The following is a 23,557-nucleotide window of genomic DNA, read 5'->3' as shown; positions in this document are numbered from 1 at the left end:
CAACTCCCTTGATGAGCAAGGCTGGAAGGAGCATGTCCGCATGCAGGACCGGAGTCTGTCCAGACGAACCGTGCTCGCCTCCGCGACCGTGGTCGCCGCGAGCGCGACGGGCGTCGTGGGTGTGACGGCTACCCCCGCGGTCGCGCACAGGCGCGACAACCGCCTCAAGAGGATCATCTCCAGGATGAGCGTCGAGGCGAAGATCGGCCAGTTGTTCGTGCCGTACTTCTACGGCGCGTCGGCGACTTCTCCCAGCCAGTTCGACCAGGACCGCAACCTCAGGGAACTCGGCGTACGGACCGTCGCCGAGCTCATCGCCAAGTACCACATCGGCGGTGTCATCTACTTCTCCGGCTGGACGAACAACATCCAGGACCCCCGCCAGGTCGCGGACTTGACGAACGGTGTGCAGCGGGCCTCGCTCGCCCTGCCCACCCCCGTCCCGTCCTTGATCTCCATCGACCAGGAGCACGGGGCCAACGTCCGCATCGGCAGCGGAGCCACCCAGCTGCCGGGCGCGATGGCGCTCGGCGCGGGCCGCTCGCTCTCCGACGCGCGCACCGCCGGACGGATATCGGGCACCGAACTCGCCGCCCTGGGCATCCACCAGAACTTCGCCCCGGTCGCCGACGTCAACATCAATCCGGCCAACCCCATCATCAACATCCGCTCCTTCGGCGCCGACGCCCGCGAGGTCGGGCGCATGGTGGCGGCCCAGGTGACCGGCTACCAGCAGGCCGGCGTCGTGGCCTGCGCCAAGCACTTCCCGGGCCACGGGGACACCGCGCAGGACAGCCACACCGGACTCCCCGTGATCACCCACACCCGCGAGGAGTGGGAACGCATCGACGCCCCGCCCTTCAAGGCCGCGATCGCCGCCGGCGTCGACTCGATCATGACCGCGCACCTCCAGGTCCCCGCGCTCGACCCGAGCAACGAGCCGGCCACCCTGTCGCCCGCGATCCTCCAGGGCGTGCTGCGCGACGAACTCGGCTTCGACGGCGTGATCGTCACCGACGCCCTCAACATGCAGGGCGTGCGCACCAAGTACGGCGACGACCGGGTGCCCGTCCTCGCCCTCAAGGCCGGCGCCGACCAACTGCTGTTCCCGCCGAACATCGACGTCGCCTACAACGGCGTCCTGGCCGCCGTCCGCAGCGGAGAGATCACCGAGGAACGGCTCGACGAGTCGGTCCTGCGCATCCTGCGGCTCAAGGACAAGGCCGGCCTGCTCAGCGGCAGCCCCTACGTCTCCCGGCGGGAGGTCGACCGGATCGTCGGCGCCCCCCGGCACCAGCGCGCCGCCGCCCGCATCGCCGAGCGCACCACCACCCTGCTCGTCAACAAGCACGAGACGCTCCCGCTGCGCCGCAGGCAGCGGAAGCTGCTCGTGGTCGGCGCCAGCCCGGCCTTCCCGACCGACGACACCCGCACCACCGTGCCCGAACTGGCCAAGGCGTTCGACGAACTGGGCTACAGCACCACCCACCTCGCCACCGGCCGGTCGCCCGACGCGGCGAAGATCGACGAGGCCGTCGCCGCCGCACGCGGACGGGACGCGGTGGTGGTCACCACCGACAACGTCGGCGCGACCAGCGCCCAGCGCACCCTGGTGTCCCGGCTGCTCGCGACGGGCGTCCCCGTCGTCCACCTCGCGGTGCGCAACCCGTACGACATCGCCCACCTCGACGGCGTCCCGGCCTCACTGGTCTCCTACTGCTGGACCGAGGTCGAACTGCGCGCCGCCGCCCGGGTGATCGCCGGCCGGGTCGAGCCGCGCGGCAAGCTGCCCGTGCCCGTCCAACGGGCCGACGACCCGGCCAAGGTCCTCTTCCGCTCCGGACACGGCCTGTCGTACGACGACTGACGCCCGCCTCCCCGCATCGGCCCGGTACTCCCGCTTCAGGCGGAGCACCGGGCCGAAGGGATTCCGCCGCGGGCGTCCGGCGCACGGCGTGTCGGACCTCGACGAGCCGGCGCGTGGTGAGCGCGTCCCGGTCCCGCTGCTCCCCGCTCACCGTGCACGGGCCCGTCAGCTGGAGCGGGCGCAGTTTCCCCGGTCGGCCCTCTGCGGTCCGTCGCCGGACGGGCGGATGTCGAAGTCGAAGATGGCGGTGGGCAGATAGAGCGTGGCGCAGGAGTTGGGGATGTCGACCACGCCGCTGAAGCGGCCCTCGATCGGGGCAGCTCCGAGGAGCAGGTAGGCCTGCTCGGGCGAGTAGCCGAACTTGGTCAGGTACTCGATCGCGTTCAGGCAGGCTCGGCGGTAGGCGACCTGTGAGTCGAGGTAGTGCTGGCGGCCGTCCTCGTCGACGGAGATACCGACGAAGGTGAGGAACTCGGTGTGGCGCGGCTCGACGTTGCCGGGGAAGAACACGGGGTTCGTCGTCACCCCGTAGGCCTGCATGCCCCCCTTGATGAGGTCGACGCCGAGATCGAGGTAGCCGCCCATCTCGATCGCGCCGCAGAAGGTGATCTCGCCGTCGCCCTGGCTGAAGTGCAGGTCACCGGCGGACAGTTTGCCCCCCTCGACGTACACCGGCATGAAGATCCGGGCGCCGCGGGTGAGGTTCTTGATGTCCTGGTTGCCGCCGTTCTCGCGTGGCGGCTGGGTGCGCGCGGCCTCCCGTGCGGCGCGCTCGAACGCCTCGCCTTCCAGGGTGCCGAGGATCGCCCCTTGCGCATCCGGCGGCATCGCGAGCGGAGGCACCCGGTCGGGATCGGTCGCGATGAGCTCGGCCTCCCGGGCGTTCCACCGGCCGAGCAGGTCGTGGGACGGGGCGGTGCCGATGAGGCCCGGGTGGGTGATGCCGGTGAAGCGCACGCCGGGCAGGTGGCGGGAGGTGGCGATCTGCCCGTGGAAGTCCCAGACCGCCTTGTACGCGTCCGGGAAGTGCTCGGTGAGGAAACCGCCGCCGTTGGCCTTGGCGAAGATGCCCGTGTAGCCCCAGCCCTGGCCCGCCACCGGCCCGGTCTCCTGCGGGACGGGACCGATGTCGAGGATGTCGACCACCAGCAGGTCACCGGGCTGCGCGCCCTCGACGGCGATCGGTCCGCTCAGAGGATGGACCATCGAGAGATCGAGGTCGCGGATGTCGTCGGCGGAGTCGTCGTTGTGCACCGTCCCGTCGAACCACTCCCGGCATTCGAGGCGGAACTCGGTGCCGGGCCGGACGGTCGCCACCGGCGGGATGTCGGGGTGCCAGCGGTTGTGCGGCGGGACTGCCTGGTCGTAGAACGACCGGGACTGGTCGATGCTGAAGAGCACCTCGGGCATCTGTCGCTCCTTGCCTTGGGGGTCACGGCCTCGGGAGGCGTGCGTGCAGTGGGTTCGGCGGCTGGGCACCACGACGGGGTGGCGCGGGCACGCGGTGGCGCACCGTCGGCTCGTGAGCGCTGGCCTCGGCGGCGTCGCGCGCCCGTCGCAGGGCGGAGCGGGGCGAGGTGAGGGCGGGCGGGGCGTAGAGACGCGTCGCCGCTCCGCCGCATGTGGCGCACGCCGGCTCATGCACCGGGGCGTCGATCGGACGGACGACCTCGAACACACCGCACCGTTCGCACGCGTAGTCGTACCTCGCCATGTGAGAGCCTCCGCGTCCCATCCGGGGCGGCCCGGGGGAGTGACGGCGCTCGCCGAACTTCCCCGTTGCCGATGAAGCAAGCCGTGGTGGCTGAGCGTAACGATCGTTCGACGGCGCAGCCGGGCGACTCGGTGCGGGATAACCCCATTGGGCGCGCTCCGGGCCGTGCCCCGCGGCGGCCCGTGCCCGGACACACGAGCAGGCAGCGGCCAGGGTCTCGTGGCAACGCTGCGTCGCACGGCGAAATCAGCCCGTGCGTACCTCTTCTCGGAGCCCGGGGGCGCTGTTACATTCCGGAAAACAAGAATTCATTTCAGTCTGTGGCTGGAGGCTCCCATGGCGGCTGTCGAGACTGTTCCCCCCGTGCAGGCGCAGGCCCGTCGCGAGCTGCCGCCGTCGATGGTCGAGCGGGTGACACTGATCATGGACCTGTTCGAGGGCCGGACCGCCCGGCTGTCCCTCGAAGAGGTGGCCCGCTGTACGCGGCTGCCCAGGTCGACGGCGCACCGGATACTCGACCAGCTGGTGCGGCTGCGCTGGCTGGAACACAACGGCCTCGGCTACGGGCTCGGGCGCCGCGCGCTCGGGTTCGGCGGCGGGGACGGCGCACACGGCAGGATCCGCGAGGCCGCCGCCGTCCGGCTGCATCACCTGCAGATCAACACCGGGCTGGTCGTCCACCTCGCCGTTCTGGACGGGGCGGAGGTCTACTACCTCGACAAGGTCGGCGGACGCTTCGCCACGACCGTCCCGTCGCGCGTCGGCGGCCGGGCCCCCGCCCACTCGACGGCGCTGGGCAAGGCCATGCTGGCCTGGCTCGAACCGGAGGACGTCGAGGCGAGGGCCGGTGACTCCATCGGCCGCATGACCCAGCGCACCATCTCCGACCTCGGCACCCTCCACCAGGAGCTCCACCGCATCCGGCGCCGCAACGGCCTGGCCTTCGAACGCGGCGAGTGCTTCCCGGACATCGCGTGCGTGGCCACCGCGATCCGCGGTCCCGAGGGACCCGTGGCCGCGATCTCCCTGGTGGGGGACACCTTGTCCCCGTTGGAGAAGGCCGCCCCGCTGGTGGTGGACGCGGCCCGGCAGGTGTCCCGGGAGCTGTACCCCGACCGCCGGACACCGGCCCCGGCGAGGCGGCGGCCGGCGGCCGCGCCGGAGGAGACGTGGTCCGCGCAGACCTGGGACCGGCTGCTCGCCGCGGGGCAGTACGGGGACTGGCGGTAGGGCCCGGCACTCCCGCTCCCGGGCGGTGACCGCTCATCCCCGGCGGTCCCCCCAGCCCCAGGGGCCCGGGTCCGGGAGGGCAGCCGGCGGGCTCTCGACGCCGGAGCCGCCCCGGCCGAAGAGCATCGGCTGCCGGTCGGTCACCGACTCCAGGGGCGAGGACCCGGCCCACCACCACGTCATGGCCGCCCGCGAGGTGCACCCCGGCGTGCACCCGCGCCGGCACCCCCGGCAGCGAGGGCGTTCCCCGGCGGGACAGCTCCCCGCGCAGCCCTCGTACGTGCGGCCCCTTCCCGGCCCGAACCGCCCGGACAGGCCCGTCTGCTCCACCGCCAGGATGGCGACCGCGAACCGTCCCGCCTCCCTGATCCCCGGCCAGACGCGGCCGCGGTGATCGGCGCGGAACAGGACCGGCGCGGTGCCGGCGGGACGCACACGAACGACTGGAAGGCGAAGCCGTCCGGACCGGCCCCCGTCACCACCGCCGCACCGGACGCGGAATCGCCCAGGACACGCCGCATCCGCAGGGGCGCCGGCCCGGTCTCCTCTGCGGCTCCGGGCGTGGACGGGGACTCGGCGGTCGTCGATTCACCTCTGCGGGGACGGTGCCGCGAGGTGCCCGGAAGCGGGCGGGGACCCCCAGGCCGGGCCCCCGTCCGACCGTGCCCGACACCCGTTCCCGATGAGTGGAACGCTCCGGCCGCCCGGGGCCGCGCACCGGTCCGGAACCCGGGCGGCGGCGCCCATCCCGCTGACCGAGACGTCCACCGCGTGACGCCGCCCGCGATGACTACCGTCCAGGAACCGATCACCCGGCACCGTGGCCGCCCGCAGCCGGCGGCCGCCCGGACACCGCCGGTGACCAGGGCCGGCTTTCACCGAGGTCAACCGAGGGCAGGAATGATGACGGAGCTGAGTCACGACTCCACACTGCGCGAGCTCCCCACCGAACAGGGCGTGTTGCGCTACCACGAGGCCGGCGACGGCCCGCCCCTGCTGCTGTTGCACGGATCGGGACCCGGTGTCACCGGCTGGCGCAACTACCGGGGCAACCTGGCCGCGTTCGCCGAGCACTTCCGCTGTCTGGTCCTGGAGTTCCCGGGATTCGGTGTCAGTGACCCCGTCGACGGTCACCCCATGGCGACCGCGGCCTCGTCGGTGACCCGGTTCCTCGACGGGCTGGGGCTCCAGCAGGTCGACGTCATCGGCAACTCCATGGGCGGCATCATCGGCGCCCGGTTCGCGCTCGACCACCCGGACCGGGTACGGCGCCTGGTGACGATCGGCGGTCTGGGCCGCAACGTGTTCAGTCCCGGACCCGGCGAAGGCATCAAACTGCTCACCGAGTTCACCGACGCGCCCTCCCGCGAGGGCCTGGTGCGCTGGCTGAACTCCATGGTGTACGACAGGTCGCTGGTGACCGAGGAACTCATCGAGGAACGCTGGACGCAGGCCACCGACCCCGGGACGCTCGCCGGCGCCCGCCGGATGTACGGCAGCGAGGCCTTCGCCGCGCAGGCCGCCGCCGCGGCCGCCTCCGACGAGGCGCCGTACTGGGCGAAGCTGCACCGGCTGAAGGCGAAGACCCTGATCACCTGGGGCCGCGACGACCGGGTCAGCCCCCTCGACATGGCGATCCTGCCGATGCGCACCATCCCGGACGCCGAACTGCACGTCTTCCCCGACTGCGGGCACTGGGTGATGATCGAGCAGAAGGCCGCCTGGGAGAGCGCCGTCCTGGCCTTCCTGACCCGGAAGGAGCAGGCGTGAGCGCCCCGGCCGGCCAGGCCTGGGACGAGGAGTTCGACTTCGTCGTGGTCGGCAGCGGCGGTGGCGGCATGGCCGCCGCGCTGACCGCGGCCGACACCGGCCTGTCCACCGTCGTCGTGGAGAAGGCGTCGCTCTACGGAGGCACCACGGGCATCTCCGGCGGCGGCATCTGGATCCCCAACAACCCCACCCTGCGCGCCCGGGGACACGACGACAGCCGCGAGTCGATCCGCCGCTACCTGGACCTGCTCACCGAGGGCCGGGTGCCGTCCGCCCGGCTCGACGCCTACGTCGACCACGGCCCGGCCGCCATGGAACTGCTCGGCCGCAGCCGCTGGATGCGGTTCTTCTGGGTCAAGGGCTACGCCGACTACCACCCCGAGTACGAGGGCGGCCGCCCGCTCGGCCGGTCCGTCGAGGCGCTGCCCTTCGACACCCGCAAGCTCGGCGAGGACGAGAAGCACCAGCGTCCCAACAGCCTCAAGGGGCCCCTCGGTCTCTGGATCACCGCCAAGGACTACCGCGACCTGGCCATGGTCAAGCGGACCTGGCGCGGACGCTGGGCGTCCGTCGTCGCCGCCTGGCGGGTCTCGTCCAACGTGGTGCGCCGACGCCACATGGCCACCGGCGGGCGGGCCCTGGTCGCCCGCATGCGCATGGCGCTGAAGGACGCGGGCGTGCCGGTGTGGCTCGGCAGCCCGATGAGCGAACTCGTCGTCGACGGGGGCGGCAGGGTCACCGGCGTCGTCGTGACCAGGCAGGGCCGGACCGTGCGGGTCGGCGCCCGGCACGGTGTGCTCCTCGCCACCGGCGGCTTCGACCACGATCCGGAGATGCGCCGGAAGTACCTGCCCGAGGGCGGCCGGGAGGACCACAGCGCCGGAGCCGTCGAGAACGTCGGCGACGGCATCAGAGCCGGCCGGGCGCTCGGCGCCGCCCTCGACCTGATGGACGACGCCTGGTGGATGCCGTCCGTGCGGCATCCCGCCGGCGCGACCATCCCCCTGGTCTCCGAACGGTGCATCCCGCCGTCGCTGATCGTCTCCGCCGGCGGCCGGCGCTTCACCAACGAGTCGTCGCCGTACGTCAACTTCGTCCACGACCAGCTGGCCGGCGGGCACGTCCCCGCCTGGTTCGTGATGGACGCCAAGGCCCGCAGCCGCTACCCCTTCGCCCAGATCCTGCCCGGCATGCCGTTCCCCAGGGCGTTCTACGACAACGGCACCGTGCACCGGGCGGACAGCATCGCGGAACTCGCGGCGATGATCGGGGTCCCGCCCGACGCGCTGACCGACACCGTGGCGCGGTTCAACGGCTTCGCCCGCGCCGGCAAGGACACCGACTTCGGGCGGGGCGACAGCGCCTACGACCGCTACTACGGCGACCCCACCCTGAAGAACCCCAACCTGGACCGGATCGACAAGGCCCCCTACTACGCGGTCCGCATCGAGGTCGGCGACCTCGGCACCAAGGGCGGCCTGGTCTGCGACGAACACAGCCGGGTGCTGCGCGAGGACGGTACGGCCATCGACGGGCTGTACGCCACGGGCAACACCTCGGCGTCCGTGATGGCCAACGAGTACGCGGGACCGGGCGCCACCATCGGCCCCTCCATCGTCTTCGGCTACGTCGCCGCCCGGCACGCGGCCGCCTCCCGCACCCGGTCCGTCATCCCCGGAGGTGCCTCGTGAGCGCGGGCCCCCTGACCGTACGCGTCGTCAAGGTGATCCGGGAGACGGCCGACGCGCACTCCCTGGTGCTGGAGCCCGCCGAGGAGGACCGGGCCGCCTTCGCCTACCGGCCCGGCCAGTTCCTCACCCTCCGGGTGCCCTCGGAGCGGGACGGCTCGGTCGCGCGCTGCTACTCGCTGTGCAGTTCACCGGTCCGCGACGAACTGCCGAAGGTCACCGTCAAGCGCACCGCCGGGGGCTACGCCTCCCACTGGATCTGCGACCACGTCACCGAGGGCGACACCCTCCAGGTGCTCCGGCCCGCGGGCACCTTCACGCCCGATTCGCTCGACGGCGACTTCCTGCTGTTCGCCGCCGGCAGCGGCATCACCCCGGTCATGTCGATCCTCGCCTCGGCCCTGCACGCCGGGACCGGCCACGTCACCCTCGTCTACGCCAACCGCGACGAGCGGTCCGTGATCTTCCGCGACGAACTCGCCGCGCTGGCGAGGGAGCACGGCGACCGGCTCACCGTGCTGCACTGGCTGGAGTCCCTCCAGGGCCGGCCCACGGCCTCCGGTCTGCGCGCCCTCGCCGGGCCGTACGCCGGGCGTGACGCCTTCGTCTGCGGGCCGGGTCCCTTCATGGACCTCACCACCGGAGCACTCACCGACCTGGGCGTGCCGTCGCGCCGCATCACGGTCGAGCGGTTCACCTCCCTGACCGGCGACCCGTTCGCGACGCCCGGGGACGGGCCCGCACCGGACCCCGCGGGCCCCGTCAGCACCGCCGAGGTGGAGCTGGACGGGACGAGCAGCACCGTCGAGTGGCCGCACGGCGAGCCCCTGCTCGACGTGCTCCTGCGGGCCGGCCTCGACGCCCCCTACTCCTGCCGGGAGGGCGCCTGCAGCGCCTGTGCCTGCGTCCTCGTGGAGGGCGAGGTGGTCATGGAGCGCAACGAGGTCCTCGACGCCCAGGACCTCGCCGACGGTCTCGTCCTCGCCTGCCAGGCGCGCCCGGTCAGCGACCGGCTCAAGGTCACCTACGACGGCTGACCGCCTCCCATCGTCCCCTCCCTCGACTCGGATGAGGTTCCACACGTGACCAAGGCGACCGCCGCGATCGTCGGATCCGGCAACATCGGTACCGACCTGATGTACAAACTCCTGCGCTCCGAGCACATCGAGCCGCGCTGGATGATCGGCATCGACGACCGGAGCCCCGGCCTCAAGCGTGCCGCCGACCACGGCCTGCACACCGGCACCGACGGCGTCGACCCGCTGCTGGACGGCGCCGAGCGGCCGGACCTGGTCTTCGAGGCCACCTCCGCCCACGTCCACCGGGCCAACGCGCCCAAGTACGCCGCCCTCGGCATCCAGGCCATCGACCTGACCCCGGCCGCCATCGGCCCCGCCGTGGTGCCCGCGGTGAACCTCGGCGACCACCTCGACGCGCCGAACGTCTCCCTCATCACCTGCGGCGGACAGGCCACCATCCCGATCGTGCACGCCGTCTCGCGGGTCACCGAGGTCCCCTACGCGGAGATCGTCGCCGGCGTCGCCTCGCCGTCCGCCGGGCCCGGCACCCGCGCCAACATCGACGAGTTCACCCTCACCACTGGCCGGGGCATCGAGACCATCGGCGGCGCCGCCAAGGGCAAGGCCATCATCATCCTCAACCCGGCCGAACCCCCGATGCTGATGCAGGACACCGTGTTCTGCGCCGTCCCCGCCGACGCCGACCGCGCCGCCGTCGCCGCGTCCATCCACGAGACCGTCGCCAAGGTGGCCTCCTACGTGCCCGGCTACCGGCTGCGCACCGAGCCGCAGTTCGACGGGCCGAGCGCGGTCAGCGGCGGGCTCGCCCGCGTGGCGGTGTTCCTGGAGGTGGAGGGCGCGGGCGACTTCCTCCCCCCGTACTCCGGAAACCTCGACATCATGACCGCCGCCGCCACCAAGGTCGGCGAGGGCTTTGCCCAGCGGATCACCGCCCGCCGCGCCGGCGCCTGACCCCCGCTCACCGAGGAGTGCACCAGTCATGCCCTACAGCACCGACCTGGACATCCGCGTCACCGACTCGTCCCTCAGGGACGGTTCGCACGCCAAGCAGCACCAGTTCACCGTCGACCACGTCACCTCCATCGTGGCCGCCCTCGACGACGCGGGCGTCCCCGTCATCGAGGTCACGCACGGCGACGGCCTCGGCGGGTCCTCGTTCAACTACGGCTTCAGCCACACCCCCGAGCAGGAACTGATCAAGGCCGCGGTGAAGACCGCCCGCCGGGCGAGGATCGCCTTCCTGATGCTGCCCGGCCTCGGCCTCCAGGACGACATCCGCGAGGCCGCCGACAACGGCGCCTCGATCTGCCGTATCGCCACCCACTGCACCGAGGCCGACATCGCCGTCCAGCACTTCGGCCTCGCCCGCGAACTGGGCCTGGAGACCGTCGGGTTCCTGATGATGTCGCACAGCAGCCCGCCGGAGGAACTGGCCCGGCAGGCCCGCATCATGGCCGACGCCGGCTGCCAGTGCGTCTACGTCGTCGACTCGGCCGGCGCCCTGGTCATGGAGGACACGAGCGACCGGGTCGCCGCGCTGGTCGCCGAACTCGGCGACGACGCCCAAGTCGGCTTCCACGGCCACGAGAACCTGGGCCTCGGCGTCGCCAACTCGGTGCTCGCCGTGCGCGCCGGGGCCACCCAGATCGACGGGTCGACCCGCCGGTTCGGCGCGGGCGCGGGCAACACCCCCGTCGAGGCGTTCGCCGCCGTCGCCGAACGCCTGGGCATCCGCACCGGCATCGACGTACTGAAGATCATCGACGCCGCCGAGGACGTGGTACGGCCCGTCATGGACGGCGAGTGCCTGCTCGACCGCATGTCCCTGACCATGGGCTATGCCGGCGTCTACTCCAGTTTCCTCAAGCACGCCGCCCGCCAGGCCGGCAAGTACGGCGTGTCCGGCGCCGAGATCCTGCTGGAGGCGGGGCGGCGCAAACTCGTCGGCGGCCAGGAGGACCAGCTCATCGAGATCGCGGTGGGCCTCGCCGAGAGGGACCGCGCCGCCGCACCGACAGCCCCGGGGAAGTGAGCCACGCCATGACCAATCCCGTACTCGAGGCCGTCGAGGCACGCGCCGACGAGATCAGCGCCCTCGGCCCCGCCAACGAATCCCTCGGCCGGCTCGACGACCAGGCCGTCAAGGTCCTGCGCGACACCGGCGCCATCCGCATGCTCCAGCCCAAGGCGTACGGCGGCCTCGAACTGCACCCGCGCGAGTTCGCCGAGACCGTCATGCGGATCGCCTCCTGCGACGGCTCCACCGGCTGGGTCGCCGGCGTCGTCGGCGTCCACCCGTGGGAGATGGCGATGGCCGACCCGCGGGTCCAGGAGGAGGTCTGGGGCGAGGACCCCGACACCTGGATCGCCTCCCCGTACGCCCCGATGGGCCTGCTGCGGCCCGTCGACGGCGGCTACGTCTTCAACGGCCGCTGGCAGTTCTCCTCCGGCACCGACCACTGCCGGTGGATCTTCCTCGGCGGCTTCCTCACCGACCCCGACGGCAACCGGCTGAGCCCCCCGCGCTCCGTGCACGTCATCCTGCCGCGCGCCGACTACGAGATCGTCGAGGACTCCTGGGACGTCGTCGGCCTGCGCGGCACCGGCAGCAAGGACATCATCGTCGAGGACGCCTTCGTGCCGGCCCACCGCGTCATCGAGTACGCGAAGGTGGTGGACGGCTCGCTGGCCGTCGAGGCCGGGCTGACCAACCCCGCCTACCGGCTGCCGTTCTCCGCCGCCTTCCCCCTCGGCATCACCTCGGCCGTCATCGGCATGTGCGAGGGGGCCCTCGCCCACCACCTCGCCCATCAGCGCGACCGGGTGCAGATCACCGGCCAGGCGGCGAAGGACGACCCGTACGTCATGTACGCCGTCGGCGACGCCGCGGCCGAGATCGCCGCCTCCCGCTCCGCGCTCCTGGACAACGTCTGCCGGCTGTACGACATGGTCGCCGCCGGCCGGGAGATCTCCTTCGAGCGGCGGGCCGTCGGCCGGCGTGTCCAGGCCGCCGCCGCCTGGCGGGCGGTCCGCGCCGTCGACGAGGTCGTCGCCCGCTCCGGCGGCAACGCGATGCGCCTGGACAACCCGATCCAGCGCTTCTGGCGCGACGTGCACACGGGCCTCACGCACGCCATCCACGTGCCGGGACCCGTCTTCCACGCCTCGGCCCTGACGGAGATCGGCGTCGAGCCGCCGCAGGGACCGATGCGTTCGATGATCTGAGGTTCGCTGCGATGACGAGACGGACGAGGAAGTGGAACGCATGACGCAGATCCGAGGGCTCGGCTATCTCCGGGTCCAGACCCGTGACATCGACCGCTGGCGCGAACTCACCGTGGACGCCCTCGGTTTCGCCGAAGGATCGGGCCCGGACCCCGACGGCCTGTACCTGCGGATGGACGAGCGCCGGGCCCGGCTCGCCGTCCTGCCGGGCGACGGCGACCGGGTGCTGTCCGTCGGCTGGGAGGTGCGGGACCAGTTCGCGCTGGCCGCGGTCGGCCGCGCCGTCGAGGCGTCCGGCACGGCCGTGAAGCTGCTCGGTCAGGAGGAGGCCGACGACCGGGGCGTGGAGCGGGCCATCGCCTTCGAGGACCCGGCCGGCGTGCTGGTCGAGGTGTTCTTCGGACCGGTCCTCGACCACAGCCCCCTGCTGACCGGCCTCGGGCAGCGCTTCGTCACCGGCGGCCAGGGCATGGGGCACGTCGTGCTGCCCACCACCGCCATGGACGAGACGGTCGCCTTCTACACCGAGGTGCTCGGCTTCCTGCCGCGCGGCGCCATCCGGCTCGGCGGCCGGGCCGCCGACGCGCCGGCCAGGCGCCTGCGCTTCCTGGGCGTCAACGAACGCCACCACAGCCTCGCCGTCTGCCCCGCCCCGCACAGCGGGGAACCGGGACTGGTGCACCTGATGGTGGAGGTGGACACGCTGGACGCGGTCGGCCGCGCCCTCGACAACGTGGGCCGGCAGGGCTTCTCCCTCTCCTCCACGCTGGGCCGGCACACCAACGACAAGATGGTGTCGTTCTACGTGCGCGCCCCCGGCGGCTGGGACATCGAGTACGGCTGCGAGGGGATGCGCGTCGACGAACGGCACTACACCGCCGAGGAGATCACCGCCGACAGCTACTGGGGCCACGACTGGTCCGGCTCCCAGCCGCTGGCCGCGTTCACCCCGCCCGGGGCCCCGTGAGCACCGGCCGGCCGGTGGCACCGGTCCGCGCCGGCGACGTCACCCGCTACGCCGCCGAGACCGACGTGCTGGTCGTCGGCTTCGGCTGCGCCGGGGCCGCCGCCGCCTTCGAAGCGGCGTCGGCGGGCGCGGACGTCCTGGTCCTGGAACGGGCGGGAGGCCCCGGCGGATCGTCGGCGCTGTCCGGCGGCGAGCTGTACCTGGGCGGCGGCACCGAGGTGCAGAGGGCATGCGGCTTCGAGGACAGTGCCGACGAGATGTTCGGCTACCTCGCCGCGGCCCTCGGCCCGCACGCGGACGAGGAGAAGCTGCGGCTGTACTGCGACGGGAGCGCCGCCCACTTCCAGTGGTTCGTCGACCGCGGACTGGACTTCGAACCCACCCTGTGGGACGAGCCCACCTGGATGCCCACCACCCGGGACGGCCTGATGTGGCTCGGCGAGAACGCCTGGCCGTACAACGAGATCGCCCGGCCCGCCCCGCGCGGCCACCGCTGCGCCACCGAGGGGTACGGCGGCCGGCTGCTGATGGAGAAGCTGACCGCCGCGGCCGGGGCCGCGGGAGCCGTGACGCACGCCGACACCCTCGCCACGGCGCTGATCACGGACGACACCGGCCGGGTCGTCGGCGTCACCGCACGCCGGCACGGCGAGGACCTGGCGTACCGGGCGCGCGGGGGAGTGGTGCTCACCACCGGGGGCTTCGCCGACAACGAGGAGATGCTCGCCGACCACGCCCCGCACCTCCTGGGCCACGGCAGGACCAGCGACGGACTGGACGACGGCAGCGGCATCCGGATGGCCGCCGCGCTGGGCGCCGCCACCCGCCGGATGGGCGTGACCCAGCTGTCCCTGACCGCGCTGCCCGCTCTGGCCGTGCGCGGCGTCCTGGTCAACGGTCTCGGGCAGCGCTTCATCAACGAGGACGTCTACCCCGGTCTCTTCAGTGCCGCCGCCCTCACCCAGCCCGCCCCCTACTGGGTGATCGTCGACGAGGAGGGCTACGAGGCGGTGCCCGAGCGGGACCGCTGGGGCACCGCCCCCCGCTTCGTCTCACAGACCCTGGAGGAGCTGGAGACCGAACTCGGCATGCCGCCCGGAGCCCTGCGAGCGTCCGTCGGCGCCTACAACGCGCACGCCGAACGCGGGCAGGACCCGTACTTCCACAAGGACGCGCGCTGGCTGCGCCCGCTGAAGGGCCCGTACGCGGCGCTCGACCCGAGGGCCGGCTTCCACGCGGGCGGGCGGCCGAGCGCGGGGGCCGGGACGGGAATCGCCGGCTTCACCCTGGGCGGGCTGCGCACCACCGTGGACGGTGCCGTGCTCGACGTGTCCGGTCGTGTCATGCCCGGCCTGTTCGCCGCCGGCCGCGCGGCCTCCGGCATCCACGGCGAGGGGTACGTCAGCGGCACCTCGCTGGGCGACGGCACGTTCTTCGGCCGCCGGGCGGGCGTCGCGGCGGCGGGCGGTTAGCGAGCGGGGGCAGGACGTGGAGCGGCCGGGCACGCGGGGTGCGTACCCGGCCGCTCCGCCGTCCGCCGGAGCCGGGGGACGTGATCCGGCGGAGGGCCGGCGGGTCGGTCCTGGTGACCGGGCCGGCCGGCTCCGGGCCGGCAAGGCCCGTCCGTCAGTGCGGATCCACCGGACCGGCGGGCCGCTCGACGCCGGCACCGCCGTCGGCCAGCTCGATCGTGCCGAGCAGCGCGGCCTCGCGGATCGTGGCGCGCAAGGAGTGGCAGCCCTCGAAGGCCCCGCCCGCCGGGTCCCGCTCCGCGCAGGCCGCACTGGCCCGCGCGTTCCACTGCACGCTGGTCTGCTGCCAGCTGCTCTTGCGCACCAGGACCTGGGCGGCGCACCGCTCGCAGGCCAGCGGCCGCATCGGGGCGCCGTCCGTGAGCCTGTTGTCGAGCCGCATCAGACCGGCTCGTTCCCGGCGCCGGCGGCGGCGGCCTTGCGGGCGAGGTTCGCCTCGACCTCCTTCTGCCACGCCTCCACGGGGCGCGTGGTGTCCAGCTCGAACTCGAAGCGGTCGGTCATCTCCGGCGTCACGTCGGCGACATCGACGTAGAACTGCTCGTACCACCGGCGCAGCTGGTAGACCGGGCCGTCCTCCTCGCACAGGAGCGGGTTGTCGATGCGGGCCTTGTTCTTCCAGATCTCGATGTCCTGCTCGAAACCCAGCTTGATGAACTGCGCCATCCCCGCGGCCAGTTCGTCGGCGGCCTCGTCCGACAGGGACTCCGACCGCTTGACGACGATGCCGTACTGCAGCACGAAGCGGTCCGCGTCCACCGGGTAGTGGCAGTTGATCAGCACCGACTGCACGTCACCGGTCTCGTAGTGGTACGTGAGGTCGTCGATCATGAACGACGGGCCGTGGTAGGAGGCCACCGAGTTGCTGCCGGTGGTCTTCGGCCTGCCGTCCGCCTCCTGGGGGCGGGCGTCGGGACGGCCGGTGCCCCGCATGTACTGGGTGGCGGTGTGCCCCTCGAAGACGTTCTTGAAGTACGTCGGGAAGGAGTAGTGGACGTAGAAGAAGTGAGCCATGTCCACGACGTTGTCGACGACCTCGCGGCAGTTGGCGTCGACCACGGTCTCGTACCAGACCCAGTCCGTCCACTCCTCGCTCGTGGCCCCCTCGATGCGGGGGATGGTCACGTCGGCCGGCGGGGGATTGCCCTCCGGGTCGTTCCAGACGAAGAGCATGCCGTCCTGGTCGAGGGTCGGCCAGGCCGCCGTGCGGGCCCGCAGCGGGACCCGCCTGGCGTACGGGATCTGCTTGCAGCGGCCGTCGCCGCCCCAGCGCCAGTCGTGGAAGGGGCAGGCGACCTCGTCGCCCTTGACCGTGCCCTGCGAGAGGTCGCCGCCCATGTGGCGGCAGTACGCGTCCAGGACGTTGAGGGTGCCGTCCGCGGCCTGGAACACCACGAGCTTCTGGCCGAAGGCCCGCACCGAGTGCGGCTTGCCGTCCCGGTACTTCTCCGCGAGGCCCAGGCAGTGCCAGCCGCGCGCGAACCGGGTGGGTGCCGCGGCCGCCTCGATGGCCCTGACGTCGTCGTGTGCTGACTCGACTGCGCTCACGTAGCTCTCATCCCCTCAGGACGCGTGGTCGTAAGGGTCCGGACGGTAGGCGCGGACACCGCCGGCCACGGCGGGGAGTCCCACTGACCGGAACCGGCGGCCGCCGGACCGTGCGGGCGCCGGTCCCGGTCGGTGGGACCGCGGGCCGCCCGCGCCCCTGCCGCGGGCGTACAGTCCGCCGCTCCGTCCGTCGGCGCATGCGGCAGCGAGGAGCCCGTGATGAACCGTTTCGAAGGTGTGAACGTCCTGCTCACCGGGGCGGGTTCGGGCATCGGGCGGGCCACCGCGCTGCGCCTGGTGTCCGAGGGAGCGGCCGTGTTCGCCGTCGACCTGTCCGCCGGGGGGCTGGCGGAGACGGCCGCGGCGGTGTCCGGCCCCGGGCGGATCGTGACCCGGATCGCCGACGTCGCCGACGAGGGGTCGGTGGTGGCGGCCGTACGGGCGGCGGCCGGCGAACTCGGCGGGATCGACGTCCTGGTGAACGTGGCGGGCATCCACCGCACCACGCCGGTCGACCGGCTGACCGTCGCCGACCTGCAGCGGCTCTTCACGGTCAACGCGGTCGGCACCGCTCTGTTCTGCCGCGAGGCCCTGCCCCACCTGCCGGACGGCACCGGCGTCATCGTCAACATCGCCTCGTCGGCGGCGTCGCACGGCAACCCGTACATGACCGCCTACGCCGCCTCCAAGGGAGCCGTCCTCGGCTTCTCCCTGTCCCTGGCCGCCGAGGTCGCCCACCGCGGAATCCGGGTGGTGCCCGTGTCACCCGGCTCGGTCGACACGCCGCTGGCCGGTCCCCACGTGCTGCCGGCGGAGCTGGACACCTCGTACTACCGGCGCATCCGCGCCCCCTTCGGCACCGCGGACCCCGAGCAGATCGCCGGCGTGATCGCCTTCGCGGCGTCGCGTGACGCGGGATACCTCACGGGGGCCGAGATGCGGGTGGACGGCGGATCGCACATCTGACGGCCCGCGTGGGCGGCCGGTCGCCCCGCTGCCACTGAGCGGGACTGGCCCTTGCCCATTTCGAGAACGAATTCTAGTTTTCCGGCGTCAGTACCCCTCCGGGCCACCGCGGCCCCCCACCCCTATGGAGCGCCATGACCGAGCCCGTCATCGTCGAAGCCGTGCGGACACCGGTCGGCCGGCGTCGCGGCGTCCTGTCCGGACTCCACCCGGCGGAACTCCTCGGGCTCACCCAGAAGGGTCTCGTGGAGCGGGCGGGCATCACCCCCGGCACCGTCGAGCAGGTCATCGGCGGCTGTGTCACCCAGGCGGGCGAGCAGTCCAACAACGTCACCCGCAACGCCTGGCTGCACACCGGGCTCCCGCACACCACCGCCTGCACCACGATCGACTGCGCCTGCGGATCGTCCCAGCAGGCCGTGCACCTGGTCGCCGGCCTGATCGCGGCCGGCGCGATCGACACCGGCATCGGCTGCGGCGTCGAGTCGATGAGCCGTGTCTTCCTCGGCAAGGCGCTCGCCCCCGGCACCGGGGTCCCGGTGCCGGACGGCTGGTCCCTGGACATGCCCGACCAGTTCACCGCGGCCGAACGCATCGCCCGGCACCGGGGCATCACCCGCGCCGACGCCGACGCCCTCGGCCTGGCCTCCCAGCACAAGGCCGCCCGGGCCTGGGCGGAAGGCCGCTTCGACCGGCAGATCCTCGGCATCGACGCCCCCGTCACCGGGCCCGACGGACCCACCGGCGAGACCGCCCACGTCACCCGCGACCAAGGACTGCGCGACACCACCGCCGAGGCACTGGCCGCCCTCGAGCCGGTCCTCCCGGACGGCATCCACACCGCGGGCACCTCCTCCCAGATCAGCGACGGCGCCGCCGCCGTCCTGCTGATGAGCCGGGAGCGCGCCGCCCGGGAGGGGCTGCGCCCGCGCGCCCGGATCGTGGCCTCCGCCATGGTCGGCTCCGACCCGTACTACCATCTCGACGGACCCGTCGCCGCGACCGAACGGGTGCTGGCCACGGCCGGCATGACCCTCGGCGACATCGACCTCGTCGAGATCAACGAGGCCTTCGCCTCCGTCGTGCTGTCCTGGGCACAGGTCCACAAGGCCGACCTGGACAAGGTCAACGTCAACGGCGGTGCCATCGCGCTCGGCCACGCCGTCGGCTCCACCGGGGCCCGGCTGATCACCCAGGCCCTGCACGAACTGGAACGCACCGGAAAGTCCACCGCGCTGGTCACCATGTGCGCCGGCGGGGCGCACGCGACCGCCACCGTCATCGAACGCATCTGAGGCGCCGTCATGACCATCGGTCTCACCCAGGAGCACCGCGACCTGCGCGACGCCGTACGCGCCTTCGCCGGCCGGCACATCACCGAGGACACCCCCCGCACGGCGGCCGACGCCGACAAGGAGACCCTCCCCGCCCACTGGAGCGGCCTCACCGAACAGGGACTGCTCGGACTGCACCTGCCGGAGGAGGCGGGCGGCGCCGGCTACGGCCTCGTCGAACTCGCCGTCGTCACCGAGGAACTGGGGCGGGCGATGGCCCCCGGCCCCTTCCTGCCCACGGTGCTCGCCTCCGCCGTCCTGCACGCCGCCGGACACCGCACCCACCTCGCCGCGCTCGCCTCCGGCACCTCCGTCGGCGCCGTCGCGCTCGCCCCCGGCACCCTCGCCCTGACCCGCGCCGCCGACGGCACGGCCACCCTCACCGGCACCTCCGGACTCGTCGTCGGCGGCCACCTCGCCGACGTGTTCGTGCTGCCCGCCGCCGACGGGGGCCGCACCACCTGGCTCGTGCTGCCCCGCGCCGCCGTCGACACCACCGACGTCCGCAGCCACGACCTGACCCGCCGCTCCTCCCGGGTGACCGCTCGCTCGGTGCCCGTCCCGGCCGCCGACCTCCTCGACCTCGCACCCGAGCGCCCACGGGACCTCGCCGCGACCCTGTTCGCCGCCGAGGCCTCCGGCATCGCCGACCGCTGCGTCACCACCGCCGCCGACTACGCCCGGGTGCGCGAGCAGTTCGGGCGTCCCGTCGGCCAGTTCCAGGGCGTCAAGCACCGCTGCGCCCGCATGCTCGCCCAGGCCGAGCAGGCCCGCGCCTGCGCCTGGGACGCGGCCCGCGCGGCCGACCCCGGCGGCGCGGACCCCGACGAGGCCGCGCTCGCCGCGGCCGTCGCGGGCGCCGTCGCCGTCGAGGCCGCGTTCGTCACCGCCAAGGACTGCATCCAGGTGCTCGGCGGCATCGGCTTCACCTGGGAACACGACGCGCACCTCGCCCTGCGCCGCGCCCAGACCCTGCGCACGGCCCTCGGTCCCACCCCCCGGTGGCGCCGCCGCGTCGCCCGCCTCGCCCTGGACGGCACCCGGCGCAGGCTCGGCGTCGAACTGCCGCCGGAGGCCGAGACCGTGCGCGAGGGCATCCGCGCCGAACTGCGGGAGGCCGCCGCCCTCGACGGCAGGGACCGCTCCACCTACCTCGCCGACCACGGCTACACCGCCCCGCACCTGCCCGCCCCCTGGGGCAAGGGGGCCGACCCGGTGACCCAGCTCGTCATCGCCGGGGAACTCCAGGCCGCCGGCCTCACCCCCGTCGACATGATCATCGGCGGCTGGGTGGTGCCCACGCTCATCGCCCACGGCGACGCCACCCAGCGCGAACGGTTCCTCGCCCCCAGCCTGCGCGGCGACATTCGCTGGTGCCAGCTCTTCAGCGAACCCGGCGCGGGCTCCGACCTCGCCGGCCTCACCACCCGCGCCGAGAAGGTCGACGGCGGCTGGCGCGTGAGCGGCCAGAAGGTGTGGACGTCCATGGCCCGCGACGCCCACTGGGGCGTCCTGCTCGCCCGCACCGACACGGGCGTGCCCAAGCACAAGGGCATCTCGTACTTCCTGCTCGACATGACCAGCCCCGGCCTGGACATCCGGCCGCTGCGGCAGATCACCGGCGAGTCCGAGTTCAACGAGGTCTTCCTCGACGACGTGTTCGTCCCCGACGACCTGCTCGTCGGCGCCCCCGGCGAGGGCTGGAAACTCGCCCGCACCACCCTCGCCAACGAACGCGTCGCCCTCTCCCACGACGCCGTCGGCTCCGGCGCCGAGACCCTGCTGGAGCTCGCCGCCGCCTGCGACGACCTGGACGGGGAACGCCTCACCACCCTCGGCGGCCACCTCTGCGACGCGCAGACCGGCGCCCTCCTCGCCCTGCGCACCACCCTGCGCACCGTCGCCGGACAGCAGCCCGGCGCCGAGGCGTCCATCGCCAAGCTCCTCGGCGTCGAGGACCAGCAGCGGGTCTGGGAGACCTGCGTGGACTGGCAGGGCGACGCCGCGCTCACCGGCGAGGGCGCACGCCACGACGCCATGTGGATGTTCCTCAACTCCCGCTGCCTGTCCATCGCGGGCGGCACCACCGAGGTCCAGCTCAACATCATCGGCGAGCGCCTCCTCGGACTGCCCCGCGACCCCGAGCCCACCCGGAAAGGCTGACATGCCCATCGACCGCGACAAGGCGCTGCGCGCGGACCCCGCCGTCCGCGAGATCCGCTGGACCGCACGCGACGTCCTCCTGTACCACCTGAGCCTGGGCGCCGGCGCCGCCGCGGACACCGACCCCGAGCTGCACCTGACCTACGAGAAGAACCTCATGGTGCTGCCCACCTTCGCCCTGGTGGCCGGCACCGGCCCCTCCGCCGGAGAGGCGCCCGCACCGGGCCTGGAGATGCCCGGCGTCGACGTCGACCTGCGCGCCGTGCTCCACGCCGGCCAGGGCCTGACGGTGCACCGGCCGCTGCCGGCGTCGGGCACCGCGACCCTGCGCTCCCGCGTCGCCGAGGTCCGGGACAAGGGCAAGGCCGCGCTCGTCGTCCTCGAGTCGTCGGCCACCGGCGCCGACGGCGAACCGCTGTGGACCACGACCACCCGCATCTGGGCCCGCGGCGAGGGCGGCTTCGGCGGCGACCCCGGCCCCGAGGAGCACACGGCGGCACCGGACCGCCCCGCCGACACCGTCCTCACCACCGCCACGACGCCCCGACAGGCCCTGTGGTACCGGCTGAACGGCGACCTCAACCCGCTCCACGCCGACCCTGCCTTCGCCCGCTCGGCCGGCTTCGACCGGCCGATCCTGCACGGCCTCGCCTCCTACGGACTCGTGGCCAAAGCCCTGGTCGACGGCGTCCTCAACGGCGACGTCACCCGCCTCACCGGCCTCACCGTGCGCTTCGCGGGCCCCCTCGTCCCCGGTGAGTCGATCGTGACGTCCGTGTGGCGCGACGGGCCACCGGCCGACGACGGCGCCCAGCGGCTCCTGCTGCACGCCGCCTGCCCCGAACGCGACGACGCGCCCGTGCTCACCCACGCGACCGCGACGGTGCGCCCGTGAACGCCCGCACCGCTGACGAAGCCGCCCGGCCCGGAGCAGCCGCCGAAGGCACCCCCGCCTCCACCCCCGCGCCCGCCACGGGCCCCCGCCTCGTGGCCGAGCCCCGCGCCGACGGCGTGGACGCCGCGGTCGCCGCCGCCCGCCGCCTGGTCACCGCCCTGCTGCGGGCCGGCGACGGGACCGGCGCCGACATGACCGAGATCGCCGCACGGCTCGACGCCGTCACCGACCGGCTCACCGAGAAGGCCCCCACCGTCCCCGAACGCCTCGCCGAGATGTGGCGCGGCGAGGGCGTCACCCGCCACGACCCCGTCACCGGCCCCGAGAACGCCGTCGCGCCGCCGCTCACCCTGCACGGCCGCGAGGACCGCTCCATCGAGGGCGTCGTCACCCTCGACCTGCCCTACCAGGGCCCGCCCGGCCATGTGCACGGCGGTGTCTCGGCGCTGCTCCTCGACCACACGCTGGGCGTGGCCAACCACTGGGCGGGCACCTCCGGGATGACCGCCGAACTCACCCTGCGCTACCTGCGGCCCACCCCGCTGTTCGAGCCCCTCACCGTCACCGGACGGCAGGTCTCGGTGGACGGCTCCCGGATCCGCACGGCCGGCGAGATCACGGCCGGCGGCCGGGTCTGCGTCACCGCGGAGGGCCTGTTCATCAACAAGCGGCTGCCGCGGCCGAGCTGAGGAGGGGGACGACCATGACAGAGCCGGTACGGAGCCTCGACGGCAAGGTGGCCCTCATCAGCGGCGCCGGCCAGGGAGTGGGCCGGGGCATCGCCCTCGCGCTGGCCTCCGAGGGCGTCCGCGTCGCCGTGCTCGGGCGCACCGCCGCCAAGCTGGAGGCGACCTGCGAGCTGCTGCGCGCCAGGGGAGTGGAGGCGGAGCCGTTCGTCCTCGACGTGCTGGACACGGACCGCATCCCCGGCACGGTCGACGCCGTCGCCGCCCGCTTCGGCGGCCTCGACATCCTGGTCAACAACGCCTACACCGGCAGCTACGGCCCCTTGCTGTCGATGGACGACGACCGGTTCGCGAAGGGCTTCCGCAGTGGGCCGTTCGCGGCGTTCGCCCTGATGCGGGCCGCGCACCCCCACCTGAAGCGGAACGGCGGCTCGATCGTCAACCTCGTCACCTCGGCCATGGTCCGCTGGGACCTGAGCACCTACGGAGCCTACGCGGCGGCGAAGTCCGCCCTGCGCACCCTGACCCGGGCCGCCGCCCACGAGTGGGGCCCCGACGGGATCCGGGTCAACTCCATCGCCCCGCACGCCGAGTCACCCGGCTTCACGAAGTGGCAGGACGAGAACCCGGAGGAGGCGGCCGCCTTCCGCGCCACCATCCCCCTGGGCTACGTCGGGGACTGCGAGCGGGACATCGGACGCGCCGTGGTGATGCTGTGCGGCCCCGACGCCCGCTACCTGACGGGCGCCACGGTGCCGCTCGACGGCGGCCAGGCCAACTTCGACTGACACGGGCCGACGCACCTCGCGCCGGGCGCGAGGCGCGCACGCCCGCACCGGGCGCGGGGGGGGGGGGGGGGGGGGGGGGGGGGGGGGGACGGGGGGGGGGGGGGGGGGGGGGGGGGGGGGGGGGGGGGGGGGGGGGGGGGGGGG

At 73.4% G+C, this 23,557-nt stretch carries 20 protein-coding genes; 16 read left to right on the top strand and 4 right to left on the bottom strand.

All coding sequences use genetic code 11. The features are described 5' to 3' along the window. The first annotated feature begins 40 nt into the window (after positions 1–40). On the top strand, positions 41–1,867 hold the full coding sequence (locus ACZ434_RS30125) for a glycoside hydrolase family 3 protein (RefSeq protein WP_468461405.1): 1,827 nt from the start codon (positions 41–43) through the stop codon (positions 1,865–1,867). A 165-nt stretch (positions 1,868–2,032) separates the two neighbouring features. On the opposite strand, the gene fmdA is transcribed toward ACZ434_RS30125, so the two are convergent. Then, positions 2,033–3,277, bottom strand: coding sequence for a formamidase (gene fmdA, locus ACZ434_RS30120; protein ID WP_468461403.1), 1,245 nt, complete (start codon positions 3,275–3,277; stop codon positions 2,033–2,035). A 22-nt stretch (positions 3,278–3,299) separates the two neighbouring features. Next, on the bottom strand, positions 3,300–3,581 hold the full coding sequence (locus tag ACZ434_RS30115; protein WP_468461401.1) for an FmdB family zinc ribbon protein: 282 nt from the start codon (positions 3,579–3,581) through the stop codon (positions 3,300–3,302). Positions 3,582–3,917: 336 nt separating this feature from the next. On the opposite strand from ACZ434_RS30115, the gene ACZ434_RS30110 reads away from it, so the two are divergent. The 9 genes from ACZ434_RS30110 (at position 3,918) to ACZ434_RS30070 (ending at position 14,973) form a co-directional block, all read left to right on the top strand. Then, positions 3,918–4,811, top strand: coding sequence for an IclR family transcriptional regulator (locus ACZ434_RS30110; RefSeq protein WP_468461399.1), 894 nt, complete (start codon positions 3,918–3,920; stop codon positions 4,809–4,811). A gap of 903 nt (positions 4,812–5,714) precedes the next feature. Then, complete coding sequence (locus ACZ434_RS30105) at positions 5,715–6,581, top strand: alpha/beta fold hydrolase (RefSeq protein ID WP_468461397.1); 867 nt, start codon at positions 5,715–5,717, stop codon at positions 6,579–6,581. Then, entirely contained in the window at positions 6,578–8,272 is a 1,695-nt protein-coding gene (locus ACZ434_RS30100; RefSeq protein WP_468461395.1) for an FAD-binding protein, read from the top strand. Before ACZ434_RS30105 ends, ACZ434_RS30100 begins: the two co-directional genes overlap by 4 nt. Beyond that, on the top strand, positions 8,269–9,306 hold the full coding sequence (locus ACZ434_RS30095) for a 2Fe-2S iron-sulfur cluster-binding protein (RefSeq protein WP_468461393.1): 1,038 nt from the start codon (positions 8,269–8,271) through the stop codon (positions 9,304–9,306). Before ACZ434_RS30100 ends, ACZ434_RS30095 begins: the two co-directional genes overlap by 4 nt. A 45-nt stretch (positions 9,307–9,351) precedes the next feature. Then, positions 9,352–10,260: an acetaldehyde dehydrogenase (acetylating) gene (locus ACZ434_RS30090; protein ID WP_468461391.1), complete on the top strand. Its 909-nt coding sequence runs from the start codon at positions 9,352–9,354 to the stop codon at positions 10,258–10,260. Positions 10,261–10,288: 28 nt separating this feature from the next. After that, entirely contained in the window at positions 10,289–11,341 is a 1,053-nt protein-coding gene (dmpG, locus tag ACZ434_RS30085; protein ID WP_468461389.1) for a 4-hydroxy-2-oxovalerate aldolase, read from the top strand. Positions 11,342–11,349: 8 nt separating this feature from the next. Next, on the top strand, positions 11,350–12,534 hold the full coding sequence (locus tag ACZ434_RS30080) for an acyl-CoA dehydrogenase family protein (RefSeq protein WP_468461387.1): 1,185 nt from the start codon (positions 11,350–11,352) through the stop codon (positions 12,532–12,534). Between the two features lie 40 nt (positions 12,535–12,574). Then, positions 12,575–13,501 carry a VOC family protein gene (locus tag ACZ434_RS30075; RefSeq protein WP_468461385.1) on the top strand — a complete coding sequence of 309 codons (927 nt, stop codon included), beginning with the start codon at positions 12,575–12,577 and terminating at the stop codon, positions 13,499–13,501. Further along, positions 13,498–14,973 (top strand): FAD-dependent oxidoreductase, encoded by a 1,476-nt coding sequence (locus ACZ434_RS30070; protein WP_468461383.1) that lies wholly within the window; start codon positions 13,498–13,500, stop codon positions 14,971–14,973. Before ACZ434_RS30075 ends, ACZ434_RS30070 begins: the two co-directional genes overlap by 4 nt. Positions 14,974–15,127: 154 nt before the next feature. Here ACZ434_RS30070 and ACZ434_RS30065 read toward each other — a convergent pair whose 3' ends face one another. Beyond that, positions 15,128–15,415 (bottom strand): ferredoxin, encoded by a 288-nt coding sequence (locus ACZ434_RS30065; protein ID WP_468461381.1) that lies wholly within the window; start codon positions 15,413–15,415, stop codon positions 15,128–15,130. Next, positions 15,415–16,581, bottom strand: coding sequence for a Rieske 2Fe-2S domain-containing protein (locus ACZ434_RS30060; protein ID WP_468461379.1), 1,167 nt, complete (start codon positions 16,579–16,581; stop codon positions 15,415–15,417). Before ACZ434_RS30060 ends, ACZ434_RS30065 begins: the two co-directional genes overlap by 1 nt. Before the next feature lie 219 nt (positions 16,582–16,800). Between ACZ434_RS30060 and ACZ434_RS30055 the strand changes: the two genes are divergently transcribed. The 6 genes from ACZ434_RS30055 (at position 16,801) to ACZ434_RS30030 (ending at position 23,413) form a co-directional block, all read left to right on the top strand. Then, on the top strand, positions 16,801–17,547 hold the full coding sequence (locus ACZ434_RS30055) for an SDR family NAD(P)-dependent oxidoreductase (protein WP_468461377.1): 747 nt from the start codon (positions 16,801–16,803) through the stop codon (positions 17,545–17,547). A 134-nt stretch (positions 17,548–17,681) separates the two neighbouring features. Then, the gene (locus ACZ434_RS30050; RefSeq protein WP_468461375.1) at positions 17,682–18,842 is read left to right on the top strand and encodes a steroid 3-ketoacyl-CoA thiolase; all 1,161 of its coding nucleotides are present in this window, start codon (positions 17,682–17,684) and stop codon (positions 18,840–18,842) included. A 9-nt stretch (positions 18,843–18,851) separates the two neighbouring features. Then, positions 18,852–21,044 carry an acyl-CoA dehydrogenase gene (locus ACZ434_RS30045; RefSeq protein ID WP_468461373.1) on the top strand — a complete coding sequence of 731 codons (2,193 nt, stop codon included), beginning with the start codon at positions 18,852–18,854 and terminating at the stop codon, positions 21,042–21,044. Position 21,045: 1 nt separating this feature from the next. Continuing rightward, complete coding sequence (locus ACZ434_RS30040) at positions 21,046–21,939, top strand: MaoC/PaaZ C-terminal domain-containing protein (protein ID WP_468461371.1); 894 nt, start codon at positions 21,046–21,048, stop codon at positions 21,937–21,939. Beyond that, positions 21,936–22,628: a PaaI family thioesterase gene (locus tag ACZ434_RS30035; protein WP_468461369.1), complete on the top strand. Its 693-nt coding sequence runs from the start codon at positions 21,936–21,938 to the stop codon at positions 22,626–22,628. Before ACZ434_RS30040 ends, ACZ434_RS30035 begins: the two co-directional genes overlap by 4 nt. A gap of 14 nt (positions 22,629–22,642) precedes the next feature. After that, complete coding sequence (locus ACZ434_RS30030; RefSeq protein WP_468461367.1) at positions 22,643–23,413, top strand: SDR family NAD(P)-dependent oxidoreductase; 771 nt, start codon at positions 22,643–22,645, stop codon at positions 23,411–23,413. Positions 23,414–23,557 lie beyond the last annotated feature (144 nt).

This window comes from Streptomyces sp. NPDC030893 (genome assembly GCF_055571535.1).
Note: the sequence above shows the minus strand (reverse complement) of the source record. Positions and strands in the feature narration are given on the sequence as shown.

Coding starts and splice junctions, on each gene's coding strand:
- ACZ434_RS30115 (WP_468461401.1), bottom strand. CDS start 3,581: ATGGCGAGGTACGACTACGCGTGCGAACGGTGCGGTGTGTTCGAGGTC.
- ACZ434_RS30055 (WP_468461377.1), top strand. CDS start 16,801: ATGAACCGTTTCGAAGGTGTGAACGTCCTGCTCACCGGGGCGGGTTCG.
- ACZ434_RS30050 (WP_468461375.1), top strand. CDS start 17,682: ATGACCGAGCCCGTCATCGTCGAAGCCGTGCGGACACCGGTCGGCCGG.
- ACZ434_RS30045 (WP_468461373.1), top strand. CDS start 18,852: ATGACCATCGGTCTCACCCAGGAGCACCGCGACCTGCGCGACGCCGTA.
- fmdA (WP_468461403.1), bottom strand. CDS start 3,277: ATGCCCGAGGTGCTCTTCAGCATCGACCAGTCCCGGTCGTTCTACGAC.
- ACZ434_RS30065 (WP_468461381.1), bottom strand. CDS start 15,415: ATGCGGCTCGACAACAGGCTCACGGACGGCGCCCCGATGCGGCCGCTG.
- ACZ434_RS30075 (WP_468461385.1), top strand. CDS start 12,575: ATGACGCAGATCCGAGGGCTCGGCTATCTCCGGGTCCAGACCCGTGAC.
- ACZ434_RS30105 (WP_468461397.1), top strand. CDS start 5,715: ATGACGGAGCTGAGTCACGACTCCACACTGCGCGAGCTCCCCACCGAA.
- dmpG (WP_468461389.1), top strand. CDS start 10,289: ATGCCCTACAGCACCGACCTGGACATCCGCGTCACCGACTCGTCCCTC.
- ACZ434_RS30040 (WP_468461371.1), top strand. CDS start 21,046: ATGCCCATCGACCGCGACAAGGCGCTGCGCGCGGACCCCGCCGTCCGC.
- ACZ434_RS30030 (WP_468461367.1), top strand. CDS start 22,643: ATGACAGAGCCGGTACGGAGCCTCGACGGCAAGGTGGCCCTCATCAGC.
- ACZ434_RS30080 (WP_468461387.1), top strand. CDS start 11,350: ATGACCAATCCCGTACTCGAGGCCGTCGAGGCACGCGCCGACGAGATC.
- ACZ434_RS30110 (WP_468461399.1), top strand. CDS start 3,918: ATGGCGGCTGTCGAGACTGTTCCCCCCGTGCAGGCGCAGGCCCGTCGC.
- ACZ434_RS30125 (WP_468461405.1), top strand. CDS start 41: ATGCAGGACCGGAGTCTGTCCAGACGAACCGTGCTCGCCTCCGCGACC.